The organism is Microvirga arsenatis (assembly GCF_009910705.1).
Classification (GTDB): Bacteria; Pseudomonadota; Alphaproteobacteria; order Rhizobiales; family Beijerinckiaceae; genus Microvirga; species Microvirga arsenatis.
Window position 1 is genome coordinate 645,653 of record NZ_JAAAXJ010000001.1, and the last position, 16,013, is coordinate 661,665.

Below are 16,013 nucleotides of genomic sequence, written 5' to 3' on the forward strand. Positions count from 1 at the left end.
CAATTGACACGCACCCTTACGATTCTCGGCGCCACCGGCTCCATCGGCCGTTCGACGGCGGACGTGGTTCTCGCCCAGCCCGAGGCGTTCCGGGTCGAGGCCGTGGTCGGCGGGCGGGATGCCGCGGCCTTGGCTGCCATGGCCCGGCGCCTCGGCGCCCGTTTTGCTGCCCTGGCCGACGAGCGAAGCGGCGGCGCCTTGAGAGAGGCGCTTTCGGGAACCGGGATCGGGAATGGGGCCGGGTCCTCCGCCGTGCTGGAGGCGGTTGCGCGGGACGCCGACACGGTCCTGGCTGCCATCAGCGGCACGGCAGGGCTCGCACCCACGCACGCCGCCCTGAAGCCGGGCCGTCGGCTCGCCCTGGCCAACAAGGAAAGCCTCGTCTGCGCCGGAGCGGCCTTCATGGCCGATGCCCGCCGCCTCGGAGTCGAGATCATGCCGGTCGATTCGGAGCACAATGCCCTGGACCAGGCCCTCGCCGCCGGGCGGAACGCCGATGTGGAGAAGGCGATCATCACGGCGACGGGCGGCCCGTTTCGCACCACGCCGAGGGAGCAGATCGCAAAGGCCAGTGCCAAGGAGGCTTCGGCCCATCCGGTCTGGTCCATGGGCTCGAAGATCAACATCGACTCGGCCACCCTCATGAACAAGGGGCTGGAGCTGATCGAGGCGCATCACCTTTTCGACCTCGAGGCGGATCGGCTCGACGTCCTGGTCCATCCGGAAGCCATCGTGCACGGCCTCGTGCAATGGAGCGACGGCGCCGTCACGGCCGGCCTGGCCCTCCCGGACATGAAGGTGCCGATTGCCAATGCCCTGCGCAACCAGGGCCGCCTGCAGATGGATCTGCCCCGTCTCGATCTTGCCGCGATTGGCCGTTTAAGCTTCGAGCGGCCCGACGAGGAGCGTTTTCCCTGCCTCTCGCTGGCCAAGGCCGCGCTCCGGGCGGGAGGGGCGATGCCGACGATTCTGAACGCCGCCAACGAAATCGCCGTCGAGGCCTATATGGCGGGCCGTGTCGGGTTTTACCATATTTCGGAAATGGTTGAGCAGGTTTGCTCGAGCTTTTCGGGAAGAGGACTTGCCGCACCTGCGACAGTGGCGGAGGCCCTGGCGATCGACGAGGAGACCCGGCAGGCGGCGAGGCAGCTCGCGGCGGCCTTCACTGAAACAACGCGACTTTGACAGGCGCGAAGGGGACGACGATGGAATTTCTGACGATGATCGGCGGGGCGACCGGCTCCCTGTTCCTGACGCTGATCGCCTTCCTGGTGGTGCTGACGGTCGTGGTCTTCATCCACGAGTTCGGCCATTTCTGGGTCGGACGGCTCTGCGGCGTGGGAGTGACGGCCTTTTCCATCGGGTTCGGGCCGGAGCTGATCGGCTGGACGGACAGGAAGGGCACGCGCTGGAAGATCTGCGCGATTCCCCTCGGCGGCTACGTGAAGTTCGTCGGCGACCTGAACGCCGCCAGCGTTCCCGACCAGGACCAGCTCGACCGCATGCCGATGGAGCAGCGTTCGATCAGCTTCCCCCACCAGAGCGTGGCCAAGCGGGCAGCCATCGTGGCGGCGGGGCCGATCGCCAATTTCATTCTGGCGATCGCCATCTTTGCAGGCTTCAACTACTTCAACGGACGCCTGGTGCTGGAGCCGCGGATCGAGGCCGTCCAGCCCGGCAGCGCGGCCGAAAAGGCCGGGTTCCAGCCCAAGGACCTCATCCTGACGGTCGATGGCCGCCGGATCGAGACCTTCGCCGACATGCAGCTGATCGTCAGCTCCAGCGCCGGCGAGCCCCTGGACTTTACCGTCGAGCGCAACGGACAGGTGGTTCCCCTCACGGCGACGCCGAATTTCGTCGAGCGGACCAGCCCCTTCGGCAAGCAGCGGATCGGCCTCCTGGGCGTCGAAGCCTCGAGGGACCCGTCGGCGGTCAAGCGGCTGACCTACTCGCCCTGGGGGGCGGTCAAGGCAGCCGTGGTGGAGACGTGGAATCTCGTCGAGCGCACCCTCAACTTCATCCGCCGCCTCGTCATGGGCTGGGAATCGGCCGATCAGCTTTCCGGGCCCATTGGAATCGCCCGGGCCTCGGGCACCGCCTTCGACCTCGGAGGCGTCTACAGCCTCGTCAGCCTGATCGGGTTCATGTCCGTTTCGATTGGACTCATTAACCTTTTCCCCATTCCGCTTCTGGATGGCGGGCATCTCCTGTTCTATGCCATCGAGGCCCTGCGGGGGCGCCCCCTGAGCGAGAAAGCCCAGGAAATCGGGTTCAGAATCGGCTTTGCCCTGGTGGCGATGCTGATGCTGTTTGCGACATGGAATGATCTCGTTCACCTTGGCACCAGTTTTATGGCCAGGGGATCGTGACAAGGACGCCACGCAGGTCAAAAATTGCTACCCGTTGTGGATGTGCCGTTTGCAATAGCGGCGAAAGTTTGTACAAGCGGTCCACACGGATAAGGTTGGGGACTTCCGTCTCCAACCCGCGCGGGTTCACCCGCTAGGGACAGAAATAAAGAACGGGCCAGTTGATGATGTCGACGACCACGCCTCGCCGGAAAAAGCCGGCCTCCACCGCCGTTATCGCGATCAGCGCGCTCATGGCCGGGCTTACAGCCGCCGAGAGCGCCTTCGCGCAGCAGGCGGCTCCGAGGAATCGCCGGGTCTCCGCCACGCAGGGGCCGATCGTCAACCGGGTCGTCATCGAAGGGAACAAGAGGGTCGAGAAGGCGCTCATCGAGGACCAGCTCCAGGCCCGGGCCCGCGCTCCCTACAATCAGGCGGCCGTCGATGCCGACGTCCAGCGGATCCTTGAGATCTATCAGCGTTCGGGCCGCGGTCTCGCCCAGGTGACCCCGCGGGTCGTCGACCTGCCCAACGGAACCGTCGACGTGGTCTACACCGTGGTCGAGGGCGACAAGACCGGCGTGAAGGAGATTCGCTTCGTCGGCAACAGCCAGGTCTCGTCCAGCCGTCTCCGCGGCGTCATGCAGACGACCGAGACGAACCTTCTGAGCTTCCTGAAGAGCACCGACGTCTATGACCCGGACAGGCTCGCGAACGATCTGGAACTCATCCGCCGCTACTACCTGAAGAACGGCTATGCCGACTTCCGCATCGTCTCCAGCGACGTGCAGTTCGACCCCAATGCCGGCGGCTACGTCGTCACGATCGCCGTAGAGGAGGGTGAGCAGTACCGGATTGGCAATGTGGCCGTCGACCCGCGGCTGCCGGGCGTCGATGCCGAAGCCGTGCGCAGGGGCATCACGACGTCGGCAGGCTCCGTCTACAACGCCGAGGCCGTCGAGCGGACGGTTCAGAACCTCACCGCCAACGTCGCCCGCCAGGGCAACCCGTTCGCCCTGGTGCGTCCCGTCGGCGCCCGCGATCCCTCGACCCGCACGGTCAGCCTCACCTATGTCGTCGAGGAGGCGCCGCGGATCTACATCGAGCGGATCAACGTGCGCGGCAACAGCCGGACCCGCGACTACGTCATCCGCCGCGAGTTCGAGCTCGGCGAGGGCGACGCCTACAACCAGGTCCTCATCGACCGCGCCGAGCGCCGCCTGAACAACCTGGGCTACTTCAAGCGCGTCCGCATCTCCAACGAGCCCGGCTCGTCGGCCGACCGTGTGGTCGTGAACGTGGACGTGGAGGATCAGTCCACCGGGTCGTTCTCGATCTCCGGCGGCTACTCGACGGCCGACGGCTTCATCGGCGAGGTCTCGGTCACGGAAACCAACTTCCTGGGCCGCGGCCAGTTCGTCCGCCTCGCGGGCCAGCTCGGCCAGCGCAGCAACGGCGTCGACTTCTCGTTTACCGAGCCGTACTTCCTCGGCTACCGCATGTCGGCCGGTATCGACCTCTTCTCCAAGTTCAGCGACCAGACCCGCTACTCCCGTTACGAGAACCGCATGACGGGCGGTACGCTGCGCCTGGGCCTGCCCTTCACGGAAGAGTTCACGGTCACCGCGCGGTACTCGCTGTACCAGCAGGAGATCGAGATCCCGAACGACGCCGAGCGTCCCTACAACGACTGCTCGTTCCCCATCCCGGGTTTTACGGATGCGAACAGGGATGGCGTTGTCACGCGCGCAGAGTGTGAGGCGAACGGTGAAGCCTCCCGCGCGATCAAGCAGGCTCAGGGCGAAACCCTGACCTCCCTGGCGGGCCTGACCTTCAACTACAACACCCTGGACAGCACCCGTAATCCCCGCAACGGCTTCTATGCCGAGGTGAAGACGGACTTTGCCGGCCTGGGCGGTGACTCGCACTACTTCCGGGTCACCGGCGATGCCCGTTACTACCACGAGATCATCGAGGACGTGGTCGGTATCGCCCGTGTCCAGGGCGGCCACATCATGGGCTTCGGCGACAACGGCGTGAATGGCGGCGACCTTCGCATTGTCGACCATTTCTTCATGGGGCCGTCCCTGGTCCGCGGCTTTGCCCCGAACGGCATCGGGCCGCGCGACATCTCGACGGCCGACAGCCGCGCCAACGCCCTCGGCGGCACCACCTACTTCGGCGCGTCTCTCGAAGTGCAGTTCCCGATCTTCGGCCTGCCGCGTGACCTGGGCCTGAAGGGCGCCGTCTTCGCCGACGCCGGCACGCTCTACGGCTATGAGGGGCCGACCGTCTTCACCGGAGTCGACGGCGGCACGATCCGGGTTCTCGACAGCGACAAGATCCGCTCCTCTGTCGGCGCCTCGCTGCTCTGGGCTTCTCCGCTCGGCCCGATCCGCTTCGACTACGCGATTGCCCTGTCGAAGGAAGAGGGCATCAACGGCGTTGGTGCCGACCGCACCCAGGCGTTCCGCTTCTCCGGCGGCACGCGCTTCTAATCGGGGAGGGCGCCGCTTGGCGCCCTCACGTTTGCTTCATGGCAGAATCCTCTTTCTTCCCGCAAAGCCAGACGTTAACCCTACGTCAGGTTGCGGAGATGGCGAATGCGACGCTCCCCGACGGCACCGACGGGGAGCGTTTGCTTCAGGGCGTGGCTCCCTTGGAGAGCGCCGGTCCGGGCGACCTCGCCTATATGGACAACCCCGCCTATGTCGGAGCTCTGGCTGCCACGAAGGCCGGGGCCTGCCTCGTGACCCCGCGCTACGCACCGAAGGTCCCGTCCCATACGGTCGCCATCGTGACCCCGCAGGCCTATCGGGTCTTTGCGCAGGTGCTCGGGCTGCTGTTCCCCTCCGCCCTGCGCCCGGAATCCTCCTTCGCGGCCACCGGGATCTCGCCCGGCTCCTTCGTTCATCCTTCCGCCCGGCTCGAGCACGGGGTGCGGGTCGATCCCGGCGCAGTGATCGGACCTCATGCGGAAATCGGATCCGGCACCCTGATCGGGGCGCACACGGTCATCGGACCTAACGTCAAGATCGGGCGCGACTGTTCCCTGGCTCCTCACGTCACGGTTTCCCATGCCTATATCGGCAACCGGGTCATTCTTCATCCCGGCGTGCGCATCGGCCAGGACGGCTTCGGCTTCGCCATGGGGCCGCAGGGGCATCTGAAGGTGCCGCAGGTCGGCCGGGTGATCATTCAGGACGACGTGGAGATCGGCGCCAACTCCACCGTCGATCGCGGGGCGAGCCGGGACACCGTGATCGGCGAGGGCACGAAGATCGACAACCTCGTCCAGATCGCCCACAACGTGGTGATCGGACGCCACTGCGTGATCGTAGCCCAGGTCGGCATCGCCGGCTCGACCACCGTCGAGGATTACGTGGCCATCGGCGGACAGGTGGCCGTGAAGGGCCATGTGAGGATCGGCATGGGGGCCCAGATCGCGGCGACCAGCGGCGTCAATGGCGACGTGCCGCCCGGCGCCCGTTGGGGAGGCATTCCCGCCCGGCCCATGCGGGAATGGTTCCGCGAAATCACCGCCCTGAAAAAGCTTGCATCCGGCGGCGATTCCGCCAAAGACGACGATGCGTCTTCATAACGTTCGTTGAAGACATCCACGAAGGTTCGGAGTTCACGTCATGTCCGAAGCGCCCACCACGCTTCAAACCGCTGATATCATGGAGATTCTGGAGCTCCTGCCGCACAGATATCCCTTCCTGCTGGTCGACAAGATCATCGAGATCGACGGCGACAATTCGTGCATCGGCATCAAGAACGTCACCTTCAATGAGCCACAATTCACGGGCCATTTTCCCACCCGGCCGATCTTCCCGGGCGTCTTCCTCATCGAGGCGATGGCTCAGACGGCGGGTGCCATCTGCGTGAAGGCGAAGATGGCGCAGCAGGCCAAGCCGAAGCAGGTATATTTCATGACGATCGACAAGGTGAAATTCCGCAAGCCCGTGGAGCCGGGAGACCGGGTCGAGTTTCACATGCGCAAGCTGAACAACCGCCGCAACATGTGGTGGTACAAGGGCGAGGCGAAGGTCGACGGCACCCTCGTCTGCGAGGCCGAGGTCAGCGCCATGCTGGTGACCGAATGACCGAGACCGTGATTCATCCGACCGCCATCGTCGAGGATGGGGCAAAGATCGGCCAGGGCAGCAGGATCGGCCCTTTCTGCACAGTGGGTCCCGAAGTCGTACTGGGGGAGGGCTGTCAGCTCATCAGCCATGTGGCCGTGGCAGGACGAACCACCATCGGTCCGCGCACCCGCATCTTCCCCTTCGCTTCGATCGGCCACATCCCGCAGGACCTCAAGTACAAGGGCGAGGCCTCGACGCTGGAGATCGGCGCCGATTGCATGATCCGCGAAGGCGTGACCATGAATCCCGGCACCGAAGGCGGCGGGCTGCGCACGGTCATCGGTGACCGCTGCACCTTCCTGGCGAACTCCCACGTGGGCCACGACACCAAGGTCGGCAACGACTGCATCCTGTCGAACAACGTGATGCTGGCGGGCCATGTCACGGTCGGCGATTTCGTGATCTTCGGCGGCGGCTCCGCGGTCATCCAGTTCGCCCGTGTCGGCTCCCATGCCTTCGTGGGCGGCATGTCGGGTCTCGAGAACGATCTGATCCCTTATGGGATGGCCATGGGGAACCGGGCGCATCTTGCCGGGCTCAACATCATCGGCCTGCGCCGCCGCGGCTTCACCCGCGAGCAGATCCACGACATCCGGCGCGCCTACCGGCTGCTCTTCGCGGACGAGGGCACCCTTGCCGAACGGGTCGAGGACGTGGCCGGCGAGTTCGACAGCCATCCCTTCGTGCACGAGATTCTGGACTTCATCCGTGCCGGCGGCGACCGTGCCATCTGCACGCCGCGGGACCCTGTCAGCTCGGGCGGCTGAGGCTGAATGCAGCCCGAAAGCGAGAAAGACCGGGGAGCAGGCCCACACGGGTCAGCCCAAACCTCAGGTGCGCCTGTCGCTATCGTCGCCGGGGGCGGGCGCCTGCCCATCCAGGTTGTCGAGCATCTTGAAAGAACGGGGCAGGATTACCGTATCCTGGCCTTCCGTGGTTTTGCCGCCCCGGAACTCCGCCGCAAGGCCCACGCGAATGTGGACCTGCTCGACCTCAAGACCATCATGAACACCCTCGACGGGTGGCAGCCGCGGTCAGTCTCCCTTGTCGGGGCCGTGCGTCGTCCCGGTTTTGCTGCGCTGCTCGGGGCCTACTCGGCCCTGCGCAACATGCAGGAGGTGAAAGAGGTCATCGCCCGTGGGGACGATCAGGTGCTCCGTGGCGCAGTGATGCTCATCGAGGAGCACGGGCACAGGGTGGTGGGAGCGCACGAGCTGGCACCAGGCTTGGTGGCGCCCCGTTCCTTGAGCGGCTCTCTCGCTCCCGGCGAGGACGACCGCCAGGCCATCGCCTTGGGTCTCGATCTTCTGGCTTCGTTGTCGGCTTTCGACATCGGCCAGGGCGCGGTGATCGCCCGCCGGCATGTGCTGGCCATCGAGGGGCCGGAAGGCACGGACCGCATGCTGCGCCGGGTCGGGAGCCTGCGCCAATCATGGCTCGGGCTGCGGCGGCGCAAGGAGGGAGGGGTGCTGATCAAGGCGGCAAAGCGCGGTCAGGATCTGCGCGTGGACATGCCGACCATCGGCCCTCGCACGGTGACGGAAGCCGCGAAGGCGGGCCTCTCCGGAATCGCCATCGGCGCAGGCTCCACCTTCGTGCTGGAGCAGGAGGAGACGCTGCGCACGGCCGACCGCCTCGGTCTTTTCCTTGTCGCCGTGGATCTGCCCTGGATGGAGAACGCCGTTGGATGAGACGAGGCCGCTGACCATCTGGATCGTATCGGGAGAGGAATCCGGCGACCAGCTCGGGGCAAAGCTCATGAGGTCGCTGAAGGCCCGGCTGGGAGCCAGGCGCCTGCGCTTCGGAGGCGTAGGCGGGCAGGCCATGGCACAGGAGGGGCTCGACAGCCTCTTTCCCCTGCACGACATTGCCGTCATGGGGATCGTAGCCGTCATCGGACGGCTGCCGACGGTGCTCAACCGCATTCGTGTCACGGCCGATGCGGTGGTCGCAGCCGATCCCGATTGTCTCGTCATCATCGACAGCCCCGATTTCACGCACCGGGTCGCGAAAGCCGTGCGCAAGCGTGCGCCGCAGATCCCCATTGTCGACTACGTCAGCCCGTCCGTATGGGCATGGCGCCCTGGACGGGCCGCAAAGATGCGTGTCTATGTGGATCACCTGATGGCGCTGCTGCCCTTCGAGCCCGAAGCTCACAGGCGCTTGGGCGGCCCCCCCACAACCTATGTCGGGCACCCGCTCATCGAGCGGGTCGGTGAGTTCAGGCCGGTCGAGGGCGAGCGCAGCCTCCAACGGGAGGGGCCGCTGAACCTCCTCGTCCTTCCCGGCAGTCGTCGGTCCGAGGTGAACCGCCTGCTGGACATCTTCGGCAGGACCCTGGCGCTCCTGCAGGAGCGATCGCCTCGGCCCTTTGCCGTGACGATCCCGGCCGTGCCGCATCTGGTGCAGGACATTCGCGACGGCGCCGCCTCGTGGAGCGTGACGACGCGCATCGTAGAAGGCGAGGCCGCCAAGTGGCAGGCCTTCCGCAGCGCCGATGCGGCGCTGGCCGCATCCGGCACCGTCACCCTCGAACTCGGCCTCTCCGGCATCCCGATGGTGGTGGCCTACAAGGTGTCGAAAATCGAGGAGACAATCCTGCGCCCTCTCATCAAGGCACAATCCATCGTGCTCACCAACCTGGTTCTCGGCGAGAACGCGATCCCAGAGTTCATCCAGGACGACTGCACGCCGGAAACCCTGGCGACGACGCTTCTTCCGCTGCTGTCGAGCACGCCGGAGCGCCGACGCCAGGAGGCGGCGCTCCGGCGGCTCGACGATCTCATGCGGATCGGCGATGAGGCTCCCAGTGAACGGGCCGCGCGCATCGTGGCCGAAGTGCTCGAGAGGCGGCAGGCGAGAGCTTAGCGTCTCGGCCCGCGGGGTTACGGACATGAAAAAGGGGCCTTTCGGCCCCTTGTCCTTTTTCTTGACCGAACGCCTCAGCCGCGCTGCGCGAGCGTGACGTAGTCGCGGTGCGGTGCACCGGTGTAGAGCTGGCGCGGACGGCCGATGCGTTGGGACGGATCCTCGATCATCTCGCTCCACTGGGCGATCCAGCCGACCGTGCGGGCCAGCGCGAACAGCACCGTGAACATGGAGGTGGGGAAGCCCATCGCCTTCAGCGTGATGCCCGAGTAGAAGTCGATGTTCGGGTAGAGCTTCTTCTCGACGAAGTACTCGTCCTTGAGCGCGATCTGCTCCAGTTCGATAGCCACGTCGAGGAGCGGGTCGTCCTTGATCCCGAGTTCGTTGAGCACCTCGTGGGTGGTCTTCTGCATGATGCGCGCGCGCGGATCGTAGTTCTTGTAGACCCGGTGGCCGAAGCCCATGAGGCGGAACGGATCGTTCTTGTCCTTCGCCTTCGCGATGTACATCGGAATACGGTCGGGCGTGCCGATCTCTTCCAGCATCTTGAGAGCCGCCTCGTTGGCGCCGCCATGGGCAGGTCCCCACAGGCAGGCGATGCCGGCCGCGATGCAGGCGAACGGGTTGGCGCCCGAAGAGCCGGCGAGACGCACGGTGGAGGTCGAGGCGTTCTGCTCGTGGTCGGCATGCAGGATGAAGATGCGGTCGAGCGCCCGCGAGAGCACCGGATTGACCTTGTACTCCTCGGCCGGAACCGCAAAGCACATGCGCAGGAAGTTGGACGTGTAGTCCAAGTCGTTCTGCGGGTACACGAAGGGCTGGCCGATGGAATACTTGTAGGCCATGGCAGCCAGGGTCGGCATCTTCGCGATCATGCGCATGGAAGCGATCATGCGCTGATGCGGATCGGAAATGTCGGTGGAATCGTGATAGAAGGCCGAGAGCGCACCGACGCAGGCGACCATGATCGCCATCGGGTGAGCGTCCCGACGGAACCCGGTGAAGAACCGGTTCATCTGGTCATGCACCATGGTGTGGCGCGTGACGCGGTAGTCGAAATCGGCCTTCTGCGCAGCCGTCGGCAGCTCTCCGTAGAGCAGCAGATAGCAGGTCTCGAGGAAGTCGCCGTGCTCCGCCAGCTGGTCGATCGGGTAGCCGCGATAGAGCAGGATGCCCTTGTCCCCGTCGATATAGGTGATCTTCGACTCGGTGGCAGCGGTGGAGGTGAAGCCGGGATCGTAGGTGAACATCCCGGTCTGACCGTAGAGCTTCGAGATATCGATGACGCTCGGGCCGATGGTGCCTTCTTTGACCGGCAGCTCCACGGACTTGCCGTCAACTGTGATTGTGCTGGTTTTGGAACTCATGCGTCATGGCCCTTTCAAAAGGAGGCCGGGCAGAACCTAGAGCAACCGGGGGAGCAGGATAGGCCCTCGGGGCTGCCGAGCCAGGGTTTGCCGGTCGGTCGAAAATAATGGCGCCTTCGGTAGCTTATCCGTCAGAACGGAGCAAGCACGTCTAAAGGCGAGTTCGCGCGGCTATGCGGCAGGCGCATCCGTGACTTGGTCGCGGATGCGCAACAGCGTTTCGTCCTTGCCGAGAACCGCCATGACGTCGAACAGGCCGGGCGACGTGGCGCGGCCGGTGAGAGCCGCCCTCAGAGGCTGCGCCACCTGCCCGAGCTTCGCTCCGATGGCGTCGGCATGCGCGCGCACCACCGCCTCGACGCTCTGGGCCGTCCAGTCCGATACGGCCTCGAGCCTATCGGCTATGCCGGCGAGGCGAGGCCGCCCATCCGCCAGGAGCGCAGCGGCCTTCTCGTCGAGCTGCAGGGGGCGCGCGGCATAGAGGTAGTAGGCGCTGTCGAGCAGCTCCACCAGGGTCTTGGCCCGCTCCTTGAGGCCCGGCATCGCCGCAATCAGCTTTTGCCTCAGCGCCGGCTTGAAGGTGCGGCCCAGATGGTGCTCGTCTTTCTCAAGTTCCGGCAGCAGGTCTTCGAGCGCCCGCACCAGCCGCTCGTCATCGGCTTGGCGCATGTAGTGCCCGTTGAGGTTCTCGAGCTTCGCGAAATCAAAGCGTGCAGGTGAGCGTCCGATGCTGCCGAGATCGAAGGCGTCGATCATCTCCTGGGTGGAGAAGATCTCCTGGTCGCCATGGCTCCAGCCGAGGCGCACGAGGTAGTTGCGCAGAGCCTCGGGCAGGTAGCCCATGCTGCGATAGGCTTCGACGCCGAGCGCGCCATGACGCTTGGAGAGCTTGGCGCCATCCGGGCCATGGATCAGCGGGATATGCGCCATCTTCGGCACTTTCCAGCCGAGCGCCTGATAGATCTGGGTCTGGCGGGCCGCATTGGTGAGGTGGTCGTCGCCCCGGATGACGTGAGTGACATCCATGTCGTGATCATCCACCACCACCGCGAGCATGTAGGTGGGCGTGCCGTCGGAGCGCAGGAGAACGAGATCATCGAGGTCTTTGTTCTGCCAGACCACGCGACCCTGCACCTCGTCCTCGACCACGGTTTCGCCCTCGGTCGGAGCCTTCAGACGGATCACCGGCTTCACGTCCTTCGGCGCCTCGGACGGATCCCGGTCGCGCCAGCGGCCGTCGTAGCGCAGAGGGCGGCCCTCCTTGCGGGCGGTCTCGCGCATCTCCTCCAGCTCCTGCTGGGTCGCGTAGCAGTAATAGGCGCGGCCCTGGGCGAGCAGGCTCTCAGCTACCTCTTTGTGACGGGCAGCGCGGGAGAACTGGTAGACCACGTCGCCGTCCCAATCGAGGCCGAGCCACTTCAAACCGTCGAGAATGGCCGCGATGGCGGCATCGGTCGAGCGTTCCCGGTCGGTGTCCTCGATGCGCAGGAGCATCTTGCCTCCATGCCGCTTGGCATAGAGCCAGTTGAACAGGGCCGTGCGTCCCCCTCCGATATGGAGAAAACCGGTTGGCGAGGGGGCGAAGCGGGTGACGACGGTCATCGCGGGAAAACCTTGACTTGAAGAACATGGGTCGCGCGGTCTTGCCGACGCGGCTTGTCCCGACTCAATCCACAGGGCGGTTTGGGCCGGGGCGTGCGGTCGTCTAGCATGCGTTGAGATCCGCGTTAAGCCGCAGCCACGATGCAAGACAACCGAGGAAAGCCCCCCTGGATCCCGCGCAGCGCCGCGCGGGCCGCCGCTTTTCCGCTGGCCTGGGGCACGGCTGCCGGATGGCCGCTTCTGGATGGGCGCGCATGGCTGTCCAAAGCCCTTGCCCGGGAAATCGAGCAGCGCCGTCTCTTCCCGTGGATCGCCGTGTGTTTCGGCATCGGGATCCTTCTGTTCTTCCAGGCGGATGGCGCGCCCGCCCTCTGGGCCCCTCTCGGAGCCTTCTGCCTTTGCTCCCTGGCTGCGATCGCGCTTCGAAGAAACCTGACGGCATTCGTCGCAATGATCGCGTTGGCCGCGATCTTCGCCGGCTTTACGGCAGGCGTGGTCCGGAGCCGGACCGTGGCGGCTCCCGTTCTCACCCGCGTGACCATCGCCCCGTTCTCGGGTTTCATCGAAGCCGTCGAGGATCGCGAGGAGGGGAAGCGGCTTCTGCTGCGACTCGTGGAACTGAAGGGCGTTGCGGAAGCCGAGCGCCCGCATCTCGTGCGGCTGTCCATGCGCCGGGGGGCGGAGCTGTCGGCCGGCCAGTTCGTCGCCGGCACGGCGCGGCTGCTCCCGCCGCCGGAGCCCGCCTGGCCAGGAGGCTACGACTTCGCCCGCGATGCCTACTACAAGGGGATCGGCGCCGTCGGCTCCATTGTCGGCCAAGTGCGACGTCTCGATCCGCCTGCACCGCCGGGTTGGCGCCTGCGGCTTGCCGCGTCGGTGGACGAGGCGCGCAATGCCCTGACGCATCGCATCGCCTCCGCCATTGGCGGGGCTGCGGGCGGCGTCGGGGCGGCCCTGGTGACGGGAAAGCGCGGCCTCATCCCAGAGCCGACGAACGACGTGCTCCGCGGGGCCGGCATCTATCACATCGTCTCGATTTCAGGGCTGCACATGGTGCTGGCGGCCGGCACCTTCTTCTGGATAGTGCGCGCGATCCTGGCGCTGGCGCCGGCCCTCGCCTTGCTCTGGCCGGTGAAGAAGATCGCCGCCATCGCCGCAATGGCCGGGGCCACAATCTACTGCATCTTCTCCGGAGCCGATGTGGCGACCGAGCGCTCGCTGATCATGACCCTCGTGATGTTCGGCGCGGTGCTGGTGGACCGTCCTGCCTTGAGCATCCGCAATCTCGCCATCGCCGCCCTGATCGTCCTTGCCCGGGAGCCAGAGGCCCTGCTGGGCCCGAGCTTCCAGATGTCCTTCGGCGCCGTGGCCGCCATGATGGCCCTCGTGCCGCTGATGCACAGAAAGCACGGCGAGGGGGCGTCGGGGTCCATGCTCGACCGGGGCCTGCGTTGGGCAGGGCAGGCCATGCTCGGGCTTGTCACGACGACCCTGGTGGCAAGCCTCGCCACCGCTCCCTTCGCCGCCTACCACTTCCAGAGCCTGAATCCCTACGGCCTCATCGGCAATGCGCTGGCGCTGCCGCTCGTGTCCCTGGTCGTCATGCCTTCCGCCGTTCTCGGCGTTCTGGCCTATCCCTTCGGCCTCGACCGGCCCGTCTGGCAACTGATGGGAACGGCGGTTGCGCAGGTGCTGGAGCTCTCGGCCTGGGTCCATGGCTTCAGCGGCTCGACCCTTGTGGTCCCGGCCTTGGGCGCAAGCGCGTTGGTGCTCCTCGCCATCGGCCTGTTGATCCTCACAATTCCGACCTCCGCCCTGCGCTGGGTCGCCGTGGTGCCTGCGGGAGCGGGTCTCGTTCTTGCGGCCGCCCCGCACCGCTATGACGTGTTCGTGGATCGTGATGGGGCAGGGGCCGCCATTCGCGGCTCCGGCGGCCGCCTGACACTCGTGGGACGCCCCTCGGACTTCGTGGCCGAGCAATGGCTTCGTGCCGATGGCGATGCGAGACAGGTCGACGATGCGAGCCTGAGGACGGAGGCGCGATGCGATGGCTTGGGCTGCGTCGTGGTCGCCGGCGGCGGGCGGCGCATCGCCTTCGTGCAGGATCATGCGGCCTTCGACGAGGACTGCCGGCGTGCCAGCGTGATCGTCACCCGGCTGTCGCCGCCGCCCTCATGCCGCGCGCCCCTGCTGCTGGGCGGCGAGGCCTTGAAGGAGCGCGGCGCGCTGACCCTGCGCTTCGGGTTGAAAACGGTGGAGGTGGTATCCGTCAGGAAGGGACGGGAGGTCCTGCCCTGGCTCGTGGCGGAGACGGCAGGGGCCGGAGACGGGCCTGCCCGAGAAAGGGCTCGGCCGAGGCCGCCCGTTCCCGAGCAGGATTTCCCAGAGGAGGAGTTCAGTAGCGACGAACCAGGCTGACGAGCTTGCCCTGGATCTTGACCCGGTCGGGGCCGAGCACGCGGGTCTCGTAGGCTTGGTTGGCTGCCTCCAGCGCGATGGACGAGCCGCGGCGGCGGAAGCGCTTGAGGGTCGCCTCCTCGTCGTCGATCAGGGCCACGACGATGTCGCCCGTGTTGGCCGTGTCCTGCCGGCGGATCACCACGAGGTCGCCGTCGAGGATGCCGGCCTCCACCATCGAATCCCCGCGCACCTCGAGGGCGAAGTGGTCGCCCTGGGAGAGGAAGTCGCCCGACAGGGTGACGGAATGGCTGCGGTTCTGGATCGCCGCGATCGGCACGCCGGCGGCGATGCGTCCCATGACCGGAACGGAGGCGATGTCCCGGTTGCGCTCCTCGGCGGCAGGCGAGGGCGCTGCGGGCTTCGCCTTGCCGGCCAGCCCACCCTCGACCACGCTCGGCGTGAACCGCCGCTGGCTGCCTGCGCCGCTCGTGCTCTCGGGCAGGCGGATCACCTCCAGCGCCCGGGCCCGGTTCGGCAGGCGGCGGATGAAGCCGCGCTCCTCCAGCGCCGTGATGAGGCGGTGGATACCCGATTTCGACTTGAGGTCGAGCGCATCCTTCATCTCGTCGAAGGACGGCGGAACCCCGGTTTCACGCAGCCGCTCATGAATGAAGCGGAGCAATTCGTGCTGTTTACGCGTCAGCATGGCTGGCCCTTACTGCTCCCTGGTGGAGCGATTCCGAAAACAAATCGGGAACAAGGTAGCCGTTCTCGCTGTGTTCCGCAAGTGTGCTGTTAAGGTTGCTGGGAGATCGTTCGCGCCGCTAAGTGTGGCGAGGCATGCAAAGAGGCCGATCCATTCCTGGCAAATAAGGAACTTTTGGCGGGTCGATTGGCGAAATCCCCTGCCTATTCCGCCGCATCTCCCTTTTTGTACGAGTCCTGCCAGGCCCCAGGACACCATCCTGGCTTCCTCCGACGATACCGCACTTGAGAAGTGCATGAGAGGGGAAGTAGCTTTGAGGATCGGTCGAAGATCCTTAACAAGAAGTTATTTTCATTTTTTGTCCTTCAAACAAGCTTCTCATATGTAATATGCAATCATAATCCTAGTTATATTGAAGTTTATCTTGCTTGTTCGGCGCCAATCGAAAGCTGACTGATTATAATTAACCATATTAAACCTCGCCTCAATCCTGCTTATCAGAGGCAAATATTCTTACTTTTTAGGCGCGAAGGGGCCAATTTGCCACGTCAACCAAGATTGTTGACCTGAATGA

At 65.5% G+C, this 16,013-nt stretch carries 12 protein-coding genes; 9 read left to right on the forward strand and 3 right to left on the reverse strand.

Annotated features, from left to right (window positions below; all coding sequences use genetic code 11):
* Nucleotides 1-3: 3 nt before the first annotated feature.
* From dxr to lpxB, 8 genes are all read left to right on the forward strand, one after another.
* Nucleotides 4-1,185 carry a 1-deoxy-D-xylulose-5-phosphate reductoisomerase gene (gene dxr, locus GR303_RS02980; protein ID WP_161724501.1) on the forward strand — a complete coding sequence of 394 codons (1,182 nt, stop codon included), beginning with the start codon at nucleotides 4-6 and terminating at the stop codon, nucleotides 1,183-1,185.
* 20 nt (nucleotides 1,186-1,205) lie between these two features.
* Nucleotides 1,206-2,369, forward strand: coding sequence for an RIP metalloprotease RseP (gene rseP / locus GR303_RS02985; RefSeq protein WP_161724503.1), 1,164 nt, complete (start codon nucleotides 1,206-1,208; stop codon nucleotides 2,367-2,369).
* Nucleotides 2,370-2,533: 164 nt separating this feature from the next.
* Nucleotides 2,534-4,846 (forward strand): outer membrane protein assembly factor BamA, encoded by a 2,313-nt coding sequence (bamA, locus tag GR303_RS02990; protein WP_161724505.1) that lies wholly within the window; start codon nucleotides 2,534-2,536, stop codon nucleotides 4,844-4,846.
* 38 nt (nucleotides 4,847-4,884) lie between these two features.
* Nucleotides 4,885-5,949 (forward strand): UDP-3-O-(3-hydroxymyristoyl)glucosamine N-acyltransferase, encoded by a 1,065-nt coding sequence (lpxD, locus tag GR303_RS02995; RefSeq protein ID WP_161724507.1) that lies wholly within the window; start codon nucleotides 4,885-4,887, stop codon nucleotides 5,947-5,949.
* Nucleotides 5,950-5,989: 40 nt separating this feature from the next.
* Nucleotides 5,990-6,454, forward strand: coding sequence for a 3-hydroxyacyl-ACP dehydratase FabZ (gene fabZ, locus GR303_RS03000; RefSeq protein ID WP_161724509.1), 465 nt, complete (start codon nucleotides 5,990-5,992; stop codon nucleotides 6,452-6,454).
* Entirely contained in the window at nucleotides 6,451-7,263 is an 813-nt protein-coding gene (gene lpxA / locus GR303_RS03005) for an acyl-ACP--UDP-N-acetylglucosamine O-acyltransferase (protein WP_161724510.1), read from the forward strand. The genes fabZ and lpxA overlap by 4 nt, the downstream gene beginning before the upstream one ends.
* Nucleotides 7,264-7,269: 6 nt before the next feature.
* Nucleotides 7,270-8,187, forward strand: a complete 918-nt coding sequence (locus GR303_RS03010) for an LpxI family protein (protein WP_161724511.1) — start codon at nucleotides 7,270-7,272, stop codon at nucleotides 8,185-8,187.
* Nucleotides 8,180-9,364 carry a lipid-A-disaccharide synthase gene (lpxB, locus tag GR303_RS03015; protein WP_161724513.1) on the forward strand — a complete coding sequence of 395 codons (1,185 nt, stop codon included), beginning with the start codon at nucleotides 8,180-8,182 and terminating at the stop codon, nucleotides 9,362-9,364. Before GR303_RS03010 ends, lpxB begins: the two co-directional genes overlap by 8 nt.
* Nucleotides 9,365-9,438: 74 nt before the next feature.
* Here lpxB and gltA read toward each other — a convergent pair whose 3' ends face one another.
* Together gltA and gltX are read right to left on the reverse strand one after the other, a co-directional pair.
* On the reverse strand, nucleotides 9,439-10,731 hold the full coding sequence (gene gltA / locus GR303_RS03020; protein ID WP_161724514.1) for a citrate synthase: 1,293 nt from the start codon (nucleotides 10,729-10,731) through the stop codon (nucleotides 9,439-9,441).
* Nucleotides 10,732-10,902: 171 nt separating this feature from the next.
* The gene (gltX, locus tag GR303_RS03025; RefSeq protein WP_161724515.1) at nucleotides 10,903-12,333 is read right to left on the reverse strand and encodes a glutamate--tRNA ligase; all 1,431 of its coding nucleotides are present in this window, start codon (nucleotides 12,331-12,333) and stop codon (nucleotides 10,903-10,905) included.
* A gap of 141 nt (nucleotides 12,334-12,474) precedes the next feature.
* On the opposite strand from gltX, the gene GR303_RS03030 reads away from it, so the two are divergent.
* Nucleotides 12,475-14,751, forward strand: coding sequence for a ComEC/Rec2 family competence protein (locus GR303_RS03030; RefSeq protein WP_161724517.1), 2,277 nt, complete (start codon nucleotides 12,475-12,477; stop codon nucleotides 14,749-14,751).
* Here GR303_RS03030 and lexA read toward each other — a convergent pair.
* Nucleotides 14,729-15,439, reverse strand: coding sequence for a transcriptional repressor LexA (gene lexA / locus GR303_RS03035; RefSeq protein WP_161724519.1), 711 nt, complete (start codon nucleotides 15,437-15,439; stop codon nucleotides 14,729-14,731). The two genes, GR303_RS03030 and lexA, sit on opposite strands and share 23 nt — an antisense overlap.
* Nucleotides 15,440-16,013 lie beyond the last annotated feature (574 nt).

Coding starts and splice junctions, on each gene's coding strand:
- rseP (WP_161724503.1), top strand. CDS start 1,206: ATGGAATTTCTGACGATGATCGGCGGGGCGACCGGCTCCCTGTTCCTG.
- bamA (WP_161724505.1), top strand. CDS start 2,534: ATGATGTCGACGACCACGCCTCGCCGGAAAAAGCCGGCCTCCACCGCC.
- lpxD (WP_161724507.1), top strand. CDS start 4,885: ATGGCAGAATCCTCTTTCTTCCCGCAAAGCCAGACGTTAACCCTACGT.
- fabZ (WP_161724509.1), top strand. CDS start 5,990: ATGTCCGAAGCGCCCACCACGCTTCAAACCGCTGATATCATGGAGATT.
- lpxA (WP_161724510.1), top strand. CDS start 6,451: ATGACCGAGACCGTGATTCATCCGACCGCCATCGTCGAGGATGGGGCA.
- GR303_RS03010 (WP_161724511.1), top strand. CDS start 7,270: ATGCAGCCCGAAAGCGAGAAAGACCGGGGAGCAGGCCCACACGGGTCA.
- gltA (WP_161724514.1), bottom strand. CDS start 10,731: ATGAGTTCCAAAACCAGCACAATCACAGTTGACGGCAAGTCCGTGGAG.
- gltX (WP_161724515.1), bottom strand. CDS start 12,333: ATGACCGTCGTCACCCGCTTCGCCCCCTCGCCAACCGGTTTTCTCCAT.
- GR303_RS03030 (WP_161724517.1), top strand. CDS start 12,475: ATGCAAGACAACCGAGGAAAGCCCCCCTGGATCCCGCGCAGCGCCGCG.
- lexA (WP_161724519.1), bottom strand. CDS start 15,439: ATGCTGACGCGTAAACAGCACGAATTGCTCCGCTTCATTCATGAGCGG.